The 11,820-nt window shown below is 58.8% G+C and carries 10 protein-coding genes; 5 read left to right on the forward strand and 5 right to left on the reverse strand.

What is annotated here, in order from left to right; translation table 11 throughout:
• The first annotated feature begins 171 nt into the window (after positions 1–171).
• Both RE428_RS11490 and RE428_RS11495 read left to right on the forward strand, forming a co-directional pair.
• Positions 172–870, forward strand: coding sequence for a hypothetical protein (locus RE428_RS11490; protein ID WP_004582154.1), 699 nt, complete (start codon positions 172–174; stop codon positions 868–870).
• 176 nt (positions 871–1,046) lie between these two features.
• The gene (locus RE428_RS11495) at positions 1,047–2,099 is read left to right on the forward strand and encodes an LLM class flavin-dependent oxidoreductase (RefSeq protein WP_004582155.1); all 1,053 of its coding nucleotides are present in this window, start codon (positions 1,047–1,049) and stop codon (positions 2,097–2,099) included.
• Positions 2,100–2,220: 121 nt separating this feature from the next.
• Here RE428_RS11495 and RE428_RS11500 read toward each other — a convergent pair whose 3' ends face one another.
• Positions 2,221–2,688, reverse strand: coding sequence for a CBS domain-containing protein (locus RE428_RS11500; protein ID WP_004582156.1), 468 nt, complete (start codon positions 2,686–2,688; stop codon positions 2,221–2,223).
• Positions 2,689–2,900: 212 nt separating this feature from the next.
• Here RE428_RS11500 and RE428_RS11505 point away from each other — a divergent pair, with 212 nt between their 5' ends.
• A complete protein-coding gene (locus tag RE428_RS11505) occupies positions 2,901–3,332 on the forward strand; it encodes a ferritin family protein (RefSeq protein ID WP_004582157.1) in 432 nt (143 codons plus the stop codon).
• 7 nt (positions 3,333–3,339) lie between these two features.
• Here the strand turns inward: RE428_RS11505 and arcC are convergent, their stop codons facing one another.
• Genes arcC through arcD form a run of 4 tightly spaced genes read right to left on the reverse strand, consistent with a single transcriptional unit; the run spans position 3,340 to position 8,030 of the window.
• Entirely contained in the window at positions 3,340–4,281 is a 942-nt protein-coding gene (arcC, locus tag RE428_RS11510; RefSeq protein ID WP_004582158.1) for a carbamate kinase, read from the reverse strand.
• Positions 4,282–4,285: 4 nt separating this feature from the next.
• On the reverse strand, positions 4,286–5,314 hold the full coding sequence (locus tag RE428_RS11515; RefSeq protein WP_004582159.1) for an ornithine carbamoyltransferase: 1,029 nt from the start codon (positions 5,312–5,314) through the stop codon (positions 4,286–4,288).
• Between the two features lie 21 nt (positions 5,315–5,335).
• On the reverse strand, positions 5,336–6,589 hold the full coding sequence (arcA, locus tag RE428_RS11520; RefSeq protein ID WP_004582160.1) for an arginine deiminase: 1,254 nt from the start codon (positions 6,587–6,589) through the stop codon (positions 5,336–5,338).
• A gap of 13 nt (positions 6,590–6,602) precedes the next feature.
• Positions 6,603–8,030, reverse strand: coding sequence for an arginine-ornithine antiporter (gene arcD / locus RE428_RS11525; RefSeq protein WP_004582161.1), 1,428 nt, complete (start codon positions 8,028–8,030; stop codon positions 6,603–6,605).
• Positions 8,031–8,219: 189 nt separating this feature from the next.
• Here arcD and RE428_RS11530 point away from each other — a divergent pair, with 189 nt between their 5' ends.
• Positions 8,220–10,955, forward strand: a complete 2,736-nt coding sequence (locus RE428_RS11530) for a cation-transporting P-type ATPase (protein ID WP_004582162.1) — start codon at positions 8,220–8,222, stop codon at positions 10,953–10,955.
• Between the two features lie 153 nt (positions 10,956–11,108).
• Positions 11,109–11,813: a hydrolase gene (locus tag RE428_RS11535; protein ID WP_004582163.1), complete on the forward strand. Its 705-nt coding sequence runs from the start codon at positions 11,109–11,111 to the stop codon at positions 11,811–11,813.
• Positions 11,814–11,820 lie beyond the last annotated feature (7 nt).

Raw genomic sequence — 11,820 nt, forward strand, 5'->3', positions numbered from 1 at the left:
CCTCGAAAGCCGTTGTCAAAACACGGGAACAGTGGGAGGGCACACTGGTCTGACTGTTTCACAACGCCTTCGCAAAGCATGTCGTACATGCATGTTACATAGCGTTCATGATAGTTGAGGTGGCGTCAGCTGTCTCTCGGCAATTCGCCAATTTTTCCGGAGTTTTCATTTATGACGTGCTGGGAAGTCCTTGGTATTACACCCACCAACAATCCTGACCAGATCCGGCAGGCGTATGAATCCCAGCGTAAGTTCGCGTCCGGGGACTCGCTCCAGGATCTTGAGGATGCGCGCGACGAGGCCTTGCGCCAGGCCGGGTTCGATGTTTCGGCGGTGGAACCCCAGGATCGTCGCCCTGAGGACGCGCAACCGGCCGAGCCTGAACCCAATCAGGCCTCAAGCCCTGCGCTGAACGCCCGGGATCGGCAGGTGGTCCGCGAAGTCGTCATCCAGGTGGAGGCGATGCTCAATGACTCATACCGTCGCAGCGATCCCCATGTCTGGCGGGCGATTCTGACCGAACCACCTGCGGACCAGGACCACGTTCGCGAAGCGATCAGTGACGAACTCTATCCGCGTCTCAAACCGCGGTTGGATGCTGGGGAGCTGCCGGAGCCTGTCGTCGCGTTCCTTGCCCAATGGCTGGGTTGGCAGGAGCTCGAAGACTCGATGCAAGCCGAGCCCTCGCGCTCGAACGACCCGTTCGATGATCCCAATCACCGTGGGTCCAACGCGTCGGCAGGAAACGGTGCCCAGTCGTCGTCCCAGGGCAAGCGCCCGCCAATGACGAACTTCTGGCCTGCCGTCATCGGCTGGGTAGCGGGTTTGATTATTTTAACCAGCATTTTCAGCCAGCTCCTGGGCTCTTGAAGAACCGCGGTTCGCTCGCCACCCGAGCCATCGGTAACCGGTTCCGCAAAGACTAATGCAGGAATCGGCTACCGCAAGTGCTTGGGTACCGTTAGGGTAAGGCCAGGAACGGCAAGCCTCCTTGTATTGCCTTCATTGCGATTTACTTTCAATTTTTCTTCAGCCTTTCTGAAGAGATGATCCTCGATCCGTCCGACGACGAAGGAGTCAATGTGCGCGCATTTTCCCTGCTTGATCTTTCTCCCATCACCCAGAACAGCGACGCCCGCCAAGCGCTGCTGAATTCACGGGACCTTGCCCGACACGCTGAGCAATGGGGATATACGCGTTTCTGGATGGCCGAGCACCACAATATGACCGGCATCGCCAGCGCTGCCACTGCCGTAGCCCTCGGTTTCGTTGCGGAAGGTACCCGCAGTATCCGCGTCGCGGCCGGAGGCGTCATGCTGCCCAACCATTCACCGCTGGTTATCGCCGAGCAGTTCGGTACGCTGGCGTCCCTCTATCCCGATCGTGTCGATCTGGGGTTGGGACGTGCCCCCGGAACCGATGGCGCCACGATGATGGCTTTGCGGCGAGATCAGGTGAACGCCGCTAACCAGTTCCCCCAGGATGTGCAGGAGCTGCTGCACTATTTCGAGCCTGAACGCCCAGGTCAACGGGTAAGGGCGGTACCGGGTACGGGTTTGCGGGTACCGGTATGGCTCCTCGGGTCGAGCCTTTACAGTGCGCAACTTGCGGCTGCGTTGGGCCTGCCTTTTGCCTTCGCGTCGCATTTCGCGCCGGACATGCTGGGGGATGCCTTACGCGTCTATCGGGAGCGCTTCGAACCCTCCCAGTTTCTGGATGCGCCCTACGCGGCAGCGGGAATCAACGTTTTCGCTGGCGACACCGATGAGGAAGGCCGCCGGTTGATGACCTCCGTCGAACAGCAATTCGTGGCGTTGCGGCGAGGCACGCCTGGACCGCTCAAGCCGCCGATGGATGATCCCGAGCAGGTAGGTTCGGTGCTGGAGCGTCAGCAGGTGGCGCATGCCCTGGCTGAGAGTGCCGTGGGGTCGAAAGCCACTGTAGCGACCTGGGTCGATCGCTTTATCGAGCGTACGGAAGTGGATGAGGTGATCGTCACCGGCCAGATCTTCGATCATCAGGCCCGGCTCGAATCCTTCCGGATTGCAGCCGAAGTGCTCGGAGAACGAATAGATGCTGTCGAGGCCGTCGGTTCCTGAGTGTCGGCCACTCAAACGTTCAATGCACCTCCTAGGATGTCCGGTCAGATTTACAGTATCGTTGCAAGATTTACCGCAGGCATACGGTTGCAGGTAACCGAACAGTCTGGGTAACTTGGACTCAAAGCTTCCCGCCGGCGGGTGAAATCGGATCGCTGGCGGGGAAGGTTTCGTCGACAGCCTCGTCCAGTTCATTTTCCAGCCCCCATGCGGCGGGACCTTCCTTCTCGCCCTTCATCAACTCCTGTCCAGTGACCGTTCCGACCGGGTGACCGGCGTCGTCCAGAACCAACAGATAGCCCGTGACATGCCCCGCATACTTGCGGCAAATAGCCTGCCAGTCATCGCTCGCACGACAGCAGGACACATCGCTCTGCATGATGCCTCTTACAGAGAACGCCCTGGTCTCAATCGCGGGATCTGTCTGTTCCGCCATGTCCTCGGCAGTAACCAAACCGCGGATACACCATGAATCGATGACCGGTACGACAGGGGGAGAGTTACGCCGGAAAAGCGAAGCGGCATGCTCTACCGTGTCCGTCGTCAACAGGAAACGATCCACTTTCTGCATCTTGTAGCGCACTTGCATGGCGGTCCCTCCTTTTATTGCTCGGTCCTGCCTTGTTTTATGCAAATCAACGTCCATGTGCGCTATCTATCCACACCTGGGCCTATGAATTGAACTAGGTGCGGAGATTGCTTGTCTCCAATGTGGAAGCGCTTTAAACAGTATTGAGTGATGCAGTGAAAAAGAAGTAAGGAAGAAACCATTGGTCACGTTTCGAAATAAGGAGCCGAACCATGGTGGACTTCACCAAGGCAATGAGTAATCAGCACATGATTGACGGACTCAATCGCGTGATCGAGATGAACTACCGGTTAATCCGGCATTGTGATTGGGCATACAAGCACGCAGCTGGGCCAGACCTCAAGGGTATGGCTGAACAATTGCGGAGCATGCACCACGGTCATATCGAGATGATTAGCGAGATGGTGCGAGCTCTGGGCGGTGTACCGGCTTCCGGTGATGGGCCCTCCCCAAACGACCATTTCGGCGTCGGTGGTCATAACGAACAGGCGATCATGATTTCCCTCCGTGAAGAGGAAGATGAGCTGCAACGGCACTATGTGGAGACGCTTAAGGCACTGGGCGCGAGTGGCGAGGTGGCCGACGTCATGAACCGGACGATCGATGACGCCCGCAAACAGCACGAGGCGCTTGAGGTGCACTAAGTCTGTTTTAAAGGGTGGGGCGCCGGTACTGTACTCCTTTATAGTTTGTACTGACTTGGGTGCCTGCCTTGCCGCTGACAATCGACTCTATATCGCCCAGAGCGCCAATAACGGCCCGGTTGCCGGTTTTACGGGCGAATTCGCAGGCGGCCTGAACCTTGGGGCCCATGGAACCGGCAGCAAACGACAGCTTTTCCAGGGCTTCTGGGTGGGCGGCCGCTATGGCGCGTTCTCGTGGTGTGCCCCAGTCGCAATACACAGCATCGACGTCCGTGGCAATCACAAGCAAGTCGCTTTTCAGAGACGTGGCGAGAAGGCTTGAGCAAAGATCCTTGTCAATCACCGCTTCCACGCCACGCAGGATATGGTGCTCATCGTAGGCGGTCGGAATGCCGCCACCACCGGCGCAGACGACGATGGTGCCTTTATCCAGCAGCCATTCGATGGGGCGTAACTCGAAGATGCGCTTAGGCCTGGGGCTGGCCACCACCCGTCGATATTTCTCGCCGTCCGAGGCAATTTGCCAGCCGTATTTTTTTGCCAGCCGCTCCGCAGTGGGGCGACTGTAGACAGGACCAATGGGCTTGGTCGGGTGACGGAACGCAGGGTCTCGATGATCCACTTCGACCTGTGTTAGCAGCGTCGCAAATGGAACGTCCGAGGGCAGCAGGTTGCCCAGTTCCTGTTCGATCATGTACCCAATCATCCCTTCGGTTTCAGCGCCAAGAACATCCAGGGGATAGGGTTGGTTTTTGCTGTCGGCCGCTGTCTGCAAGGCAAGCAGCCCCACTTGGGGGCCGTTGCCGTGCGCAATAACCAATTCGTTACCGGGATATACGAGAGCAATCTGTGCGGCAGCGACTCGCACATTGCTTCGCTGGTTTTCGGCACTAAGGGGTTCGCCCCTGCGCAAGAGTGCATTGCCGCCCAAAGCGATGACTATACGCATGTTGCTATTGCTCCGAGCCTGGTTCCGGGCTGCCGAGGGTCGAAACAAGGACGGCCTTTATGGTGTGCATGCGGTTTTCCGCCTGGTCGAACGCAATGCAGGCCTCGGATTCGAATACCTCGTTCGTTACTTCGATACCGCCGGCGAGCTCTGGATACTGTTCTGCTACCTGTTTCCCAACGCGGGTCTCTGCGTTGTGGAATGCGGGCAGGCAATGCATGAACTTCACGCCGGGGTTGCCGGAGGCCTTGAGCAGGCTCGTGTTCACCTGGTAAGGGATCAGCATGCGAATACGCTCGGCCCAGGTTTCGATCGGCTCTCCCATGGAGACCCATACGTCGGTGTGGATAAAGTCCGCTTTGTGGACGGCTTCGCTGGGGTCTTCAGTCAGGGTCAGCCGGGCACCAGTCTCCTGGGCGATGCTACGGCAGGCTTCTATACGATTCCGGGCAGGCCAGAGTTCCTTGGGCGCGCCGATACGTACATCCATGCCGAGTTTGGCGCCGATCAGTAGCAGGGAGTTGCCCATGTTGTTGCGGGCATCGCCCAGGTAGGCAAAGCGGATCTCAGAAAGCGGTTTGCCCGCATGCTCGCGCATGGTCAGTACATCGGCAATCATCTGCGTGGGGTGATATTCATCCGTCAGACCATTGAAAACGGGAACCCCGGCATAACGGTTCAGGTCTTCGACGACGGACTGGCTGAAGCCTCGATACTCGATAGCGTCGTACATCCTGCCCAGGACCCTTGCGGTATCCTTCATGGTTTCCTTATGACCAATCTGGGATGACGTGGGGTCGATATAGGTGACGTGGGCTCCCTGGTCGTAGGCGGCCACTTCAAAAGCGCATCGGGTGCGGGTCGATGTCTTTTCGAAGATCAGGGCAATATTCCTGCCCTTGAGATACTGCTGTTCGGCGCGATTGTATTTGGCCTGTTTAAGTTCGCTGGACAGATCCAGGAGGTACACCAGTTCTTCGGGTGTGTGATGGATGAGGCTGAGCAGGCTGCGGTTGTGGAGGTCGGTGGTCATAGTAGCTCCCAGGTTATCGAATCAGCTTTCGAGCGGGTCACGCAGCAGCGGGCAGGTCATGCAATGGCCGCCACCGCGGCCGCGGCCCAGTTCGCTGGCATCGATGGTGATCACTTCAACGCCAGCCTTGCGCAGGACGGTATTGGTGTAGGTGTTGCGGTCGTAAGCGATGACGACCCCGGGTTCCACCGCGATGACGTTGTTGCCGTCGTCCCATTGCTCGCGCTCCGCCTCATAGCTGTCGCCGCCGGTTTCAACCACTCGCAAGGACCTCAGACCCATGGCTTCGGCGACGACATCCAGTAATCCTGCATCTTCGCGCCGCAGGTCGATTCCGCCCGGCCTGGATTCGTCGGGGCGAAGGCTGAACGGAACGATACTTTTCACCACTTCCGGGTAGATGGTTACCAGGTCGCGATCACAGAAGCTGAAAACCGTATCCAGGTGCATCGACGACCTGGATTTGGGCAAACCCGCGACAATCACACGGTCGGCGGCCCCGGCGCGAAACAGGTTCTGGGTGATCTGGCCGATCGCCTGACGGGAGGTGCGCTCGCCCATACCGATCAAGACCACGCCGTTCCCGATCGGCATCACATCGCCGCCTTCCAGCGTCGCGAGGCCATGATCCTGGTCCACATCGCCAAACCAGACGTCGAACTGCGCGTTGGCGAACGCGGGGTGAAAGCGGTAAACGGCGGCCGTAAGCAAGGTTTCCTGACGCCGGGCGGGCCAGAACATGGGATTCAGGCTCACTCCGCCGTATATCCAGCAACTGGTGTCACGGGTAAACAGGCTGTTTGGCAAGGGCGGAAGTACGAAACTGGAGTGCCCGAGATATTCCCGAAACATCTTCAACGCCTCGCTACCATGCGCGTCGCCGAGGTCGTCCGCAGAGACACCGCCGATCAGGTACTCCGCCAGCTGTCGCGGTGGCAGCGATTCGAACCAGCTGCGGACTTCGTCGCACAGGGAAATACCGGTCTGGCTGACCGTTACCTTGCGGTCGAGGATCCATTTCAGCGCCTCGGGATCGCTGACGGTCTCGGTCAGCAGGTTGTGGAGTTCCAGTACCTCGACACCGCGCTCACGCATCTTGGTAACAAAATCGAAGTGGTCGCGCTTGGCCTGGTTTACCCAGATCACATCATCGAATAACAGATCGTCGCAGTTGGTTGGCGTGAGACGTTGCTGCGCAAGTCCTGGCGAACACACCAGCACCTTTCGCAGCTTTCCAATTTCCGAATGAACGCCGAACTGATGGGTCTTGGTCATCGTCAATCCTCGCTCAGAGCGTCAACACGCCCTTGTACATGCCGATGGCGCCGATTACGGCTACGATCAGGACGCCGGCAAAAATAATTTTCTCCGCGGGTTTGAATACCTTTTCCTTGCGCTCGCGCTTGGCCATGGCGAAGAAAATGGCCCCTGGCGCATACAGCAGCGCAGAAAGCAGCAAGTACTGGATACCCCCGGCGTAGACCAGCCAGGCGGCATAGATCAGCGCGATCAAGGCGATCACGAGATCCTTGCGACGAGCCTGGGGCTGGTTCTCGTAGGTCTCGCCGCGCCAACTGAGGATCACCGCATAGGCGGCAGACCAGAAGTAGGGGATCAGTATCATCGACGTTGCCAGGTACAGCAGGTTGAGGTACGTGGCCTCGTTGAAGAAGGTGAAGATCAGGAATAATTGGATCAGTCCGTTGGATAGCCAAAGGGCATTGATTGGCGCGTGCTTGCTGTTCTGCTTACTGAGGAATTTCGGCATGGTGCCGTCGCTGGCGCCTGCGACCAGGATCTCCGCACACAGCAGGGTCCAGGCCAGCAGGCCGCCGGCGAGAGAAATCACCAGACCGACGCTGATCAACACTGCACCCCAACGGCCCACCACATGCTCGAGGACCCCGGCCATTGACGGATTCTGCAGGTTGGCAAGCTCTGCCTGGCTCATAACCCCCATGGACAGGACGTTGACGAGAACCAACAGGAGCAGCACCCCGAGAAAGCCGACAACGGTCGCCCGTCCGACGTCGCTGCGTCTGGCGGCCCGGGCCGAGTACACGTTGGCGCCTTCGATGCCGATAAACACCCAGACGGTAACGAGCATCATGTTGCGCACCTGATCCAGCACGCTGCCCAGGTCAGGGTTACCAAACCCCCAGAAGTCTTCCACGAAGATCCCGGACTGAAAGGCAAACAGGGTGATGACGATGAACAGGATAAGCGGTATCACCTTGGCGATAGTCGTCACCAGGTTGATGAATGCCGCCTCCCGGATACCCTGTAGCACCAGAAAGTGAATGCCCCAGAGCACAGCCGACGCACACAGGATGGCAACGAACGTATTGCCTTCGCCAAAGACCGGAAAGAAGATCCCCAGTGTACTGAACAGCAATACGAAGTAACTGACATTGCCGATCCAGGCGCTGATCCAGTATCCCCAGGCGGACGAGAAACCCATGTAGTCGCCAAACCCTGCCTTGGCGTACGCATAGACCCCGGTATCGAGGTCAGGTTTGCGGTTTGCAAGCGACTGGAAAACGAAAGCCAGGGTGAGCATGCCGATCGCTGTGATCAGCCAGCCGATCAGCACGGCTCCAGCCCCGGCACTTGCAGCCATATTCTGGGGTAGCGAGAAGATCCCGCCACCAATCATCGATCCAACAACCAGCGCGATCAGCGCGCCAAGTTTCAACTTTTGAGATGTCTGTTCCATGACCGTCCTCCCACAGACCCGCACGAAACTTATTCTGAGGACTTGGCGGCAGATGGTTGTGACCCAGATCAATTGGAAGGCAAGTGTCTGTTTTAAGAACAGATGACAAGCAGCGGCGCCTTGATCTGAAGCAACCCGCTACGGCCATAGTTGCCGATAATCAGGTGAACGGGAATCGAGGGTGTGGGTATGGATCTCAATGTGCGCTGGCATAGCCAATCGGCCGACGCAGCGATGGCGAAGTTGGGCTCGAGCGACCAGGGGTTGAGCCATCAGGAGGCAAGTCGCCGCCTGGCGGAATACGGTCGTAACCGGCTCGAGGCCGGGGAACATCCACGCTTGCTGCACCGGCTGCTGAAGCAGTTTGCCAACGCATTGATATACGTCCTGCTGGCCTCGGCGCTCATCACCGCAATGCTGCAGCAGTGGGTCGATACCGCCGTTATTCTGGGCGTTGTTATCGTCAATGCGCTCATCGGCATCATACAGGAGGGGCGGGCGGAAAAAGCCCTGGCGGCTATCAGGCAGTTGCTGTCCCATGAGGCGGTAGTCAGGCGGGATGGACAAACAAGACAGTTGTCGGCAGAGGATCTGGTGCCCGGCGACCTGGTGTTGCTCCAATCGGGTGATCGGGTCCCGGCTGATCTCCGCCTGATCAATACCCACGAATTGCACATCGATGAAGCCATCCTGACAGGCGAGTCCTCGCCTGTAACGAAAACACCTGATCCAGTAAACGGCCCTGCAGATCTGGCTGAACGGTTCAGCATGGCCTTCACCGGTACGCTGGTTACCTCGGGCACGGCAGCAGGCGTGGTCGTTGCCACCGGAACCGCGACCGAAGTCGGGAGAATAAGCGGCCTGCTGGAACAAGTCGAAACCCTGACCACTCCGCTCCTGCGAAAGGTGGATCGTTTTGCCCGTCGACTGGCCCTGGCGACCGTTCTCCTGTCGGTAATAACGTTCCTGGTCGCATGGTTCTGGCGTCACTATTCGCTCCCTGAAACGCTGATGACGGCTGTCGGGCTGGCGGTGGCGGCGATTCCCGAGGGCTTGCCTGCCATATTGACGATTACCCTGGCGATCGGCGTCCAGCGCATGGCCAGACGCAAGGCCATTATCCGCCAGTTGCCAGCGGTGGAAACGCTGGGCTCGGTAACGGTCATATGCACCGACAAGACTGGGACGCTGACACGCAACGAGATGACGGTCACCGATGTGGTCACACGATCAGCGCACTTCACGGTGTCCGGGGTGGGGTACGAGCCTGAGGGCGACCTGCTCGACGGCGGTTCGCCGGCGCGGATAGAGGCGCAACCGGCTGTCCTGGCACTGGCAACCGCCGGGCTCCTGTGTAATGACGCCTTGCTGCACCGTGAAGGCGGCGAGTGGCGCATCACCGGAGACCCGACGGAAGGTGCATTGCTGACCTTCGCGGGTAAATGCGGTCTGATACACGAGACTGGCATCCGCAACCAGCCGCGCCTGGACGCCATCCCCTTTGAATCGGAACATCGTTTTATGGCGACACTGCATCACGATCATCAGGGCAGCCATACGATATACATCAAGGGTGCTCCCGAGCAGTTGCTGGAGATGTGCGCCTATGAAGGCCCCTGCGAAGCATCCCAGCCCCTGGACCACGTTTATTGGCAAACCGCGGCGGACGAACTGGCGAGAGACGGTAAGCGCGTGCTGGCACTGGCATGTCTGAGACTCGACGGCATCAAGACCGAACTGAATTTTGACGACGTCGCGCATGGCCTGACCTTGCTGGGTCTGGTCGGTATGGTCGATCCGCCTCGACCAGAGGCCGTCGACGCGGTGGCTCGGGCGCAGGCGGCGGGCATTCGCGTGAAGATGATTACCGGTGACCACGCGGCTACCGCTGCGGCTATCGGCCGGTCCATGAACATCGGCGTAGGCACTGGAGCTGCCACGGGCGGGCAGGTCGACGGCGCCAGCGTTGAGCGTCTACGGCAACTGATCAATAAACACGATGTGTTTGCCCGCACCAGTCCCGAACACAAACTGCGTCTGGTGGAGGCGTTGCAGGCCGAGGGCGAAGTGGTCGCCATGACCGGCGATGGCGTCAATGACGCGCCGGCGCTGAAGCGGGCGGATGTCGGGATCGCCATGGGGCGAAAAGGCACCGATGCCGCAAAACAGGCCGCCCGCATGGTTTTAGCGGACGACAACTTCGCATCGATCGTGCATGCGGTCGAGGAAGGTCGGGTCGTCTACGACAACCTGAAAAAAGCGATTCTGTTCATTCTTCCCACCAGTGGCGGCGAAGCCTTGAGCATCCTGGCGGCTGTGGTAATGGGTGTCCTGATGCCCATCACGCCGGTCCAGATCCTCTGGATCAACATGGTCACTGCCGTGACCCTGGCGCTGACGCTGGCCTTCGAACCCGCGGAAAGCGATGTGATGCAGCGCCGGCCAAATCCGCCGAAGCAACCACTGATATCCGGCTTTCTGATCTGGCGGGTAGCCTTCGTTGCCTGCCTGATGGTCACAGCCAGCTTTGGTCTGTATCTCTGGTATCGGGGAAACGGTCATAGCCTGGAGCTGGCCCGGACTATCGCCGTGAACACCTTGGTCTTCTGCGAAATTGTCTATCTCCTGAACACACGCGTACTTGCCCGGCCGGCCCTCAGCCGCAATAAACTTGGTTCTAACCCGGTACTCTGGTGGGGGATCGCCGTTCTTCTTGGTTTGCAGGCGTTTTTCACGTATCTGCCCAGCTTCCAGGGGCTGTTTGGTACGCGTGAACTGTATCCAGTGGACTGGCTGCTGGTGGTCGCTGCAGCCGCCGCGGTTTTCATGGTCGTCGAAGTCGAAAAATACCTGTTCAACCGGAGAGAGCATGCTGATGTGGCCGGGGAAAATTCGCGGAAAAAAGCCGCACGGTTGTCCCATTAACCGCATTCCTGTTCAATCCCTCGCCACTCCCTTTGCTTATTGTTGATGCCATACCGCTAACGCCGGTGGTCCGGTTGAGTCGATCGACCGCCGGACGTTGGAGCTTCCAGCGCCTGCGAGGCGCCATCAACCCGTCAAGCAGAGGAACGTCCCATGTCCACCAAGCTAGAAGTCCTGACCCCGCAAAACTGTCAGCTTATCTTCATTGACCAGCAACCGCAGATGGCTTTCGGCGTCCAGTCGATCGACCGACAGGTCCTCAAGAACCACGTGGTGGGCTTGGCCAAAGCCGCCAAGGTTTTCGGTATACCAACGACCATCACGACCGTGGAAACCGAGAGCTTCTCCGGTCACACCTTCCCGGAATTGCTTGCCGTGTTCCCGGAACAGCCAATTCTTGAACGTACCTCGATGAACTCCTGGGACGACCAGAAAGTGCGCGATGCGCTGGCCCGCAATGGCAAGAAAAAGGTTGTCGTCTCCGGTCTCTGGACCGAGGTCTGCAACAACACCTTTGCTTTGTCTGCCATGCTCGAGGGCGACTACGAAATCTATATGGTCGCCGACGCCTCCGGCGGCACCTCGCTGGCCGCCCATGACTACGCGATGCAGCGTATGGCGCAGGTCGGCATCATCCCAATGACCTGGCAACAGGTACTGCTGGAGTGGCAGCGTGACTGGGCCCACCGAGACACTTACGACGCCGTGATGGACATCGTGCGCGAGCATTCCGGGGCCTACGGTATGGGCGTGGACTACGCCTACACCATGGTCCACAAGGCGGCCGAAAGGGTTGAACATGGCGAACGTCTGGCGCCGGTTCCGGCCGAATCCGAGTCGCTGGAATCGGTGTCTTGAATAGTGG

The sequence above is a fragment of the Marinobacter nanhaiticus D15-8W genome (genome assembly GCF_036511935.1).
In the GTDB taxonomy this organism is placed as follows: Bacteria; Pseudomonadota; Gammaproteobacteria; order Pseudomonadales; family Oleiphilaceae; genus Marinobacter_A; species Marinobacter_A nanhaiticus.

What these genes read in the sequence shown, in the direction of transcription:
- RE428_RS11490 (WP_004582154.1), top strand. Translation starts at nt 172, where the DNA reads ATGACGTGCTGGGAAGTCCTTGGTATTACACCCACCAACAATCCTGAC.
- RE428_RS11495 (WP_004582155.1), top strand. Translation starts at nt 1,047, where the DNA reads ATGATCCTCGATCCGTCCGACGACGAAGGAGTCAATGTGCGCGCATTT.
- RE428_RS11500 (WP_004582156.1), bottom strand. Translation starts at nt 2,688, where the DNA reads ATGCAAGTGCGCTACAAGATGCAGAAAGTGGATCGTTTCCTGTTGACG.
- RE428_RS11505 (WP_004582157.1), top strand. Translation starts at nt 2,901, where the DNA reads ATGGTGGACTTCACCAAGGCAATGAGTAATCAGCACATGATTGACGGA.
- arcC (WP_004582158.1), bottom strand. Translation starts at nt 4,281, where the DNA reads ATGCGTATAGTCATCGCTTTGGGCGGCAATGCACTCTTGCGCAGGGGC.
- RE428_RS11515 (WP_004582159.1), bottom strand. Translation starts at nt 5,314, where the DNA reads ATGACCACCGACCTCCACAACCGCAGCCTGCTCAGCCTCATCCATCAC.
- arcA (WP_004582160.1), bottom strand. Translation starts at nt 6,589, where the DNA reads ATGACCAAGACCCATCAGTTCGGCGTTCATTCGGAAATTGGAAAGCTG.
- arcD (WP_004582161.1), bottom strand. Translation starts at nt 8,030, where the DNA reads ATGGAACAGACATCTCAAAAGTTGAAACTTGGCGCGCTGATCGCGCTG.
- RE428_RS11530 (WP_004582162.1), top strand. Translation starts at nt 8,220, where the DNA reads ATGGATCTCAATGTGCGCTGGCATAGCCAATCGGCCGACGCAGCGATG.
- RE428_RS11535 (WP_004582163.1), top strand. Translation starts at nt 11,109, where the DNA reads ATGTCCACCAAGCTAGAAGTCCTGACCCCGCAAAACTGTCAGCTTATC.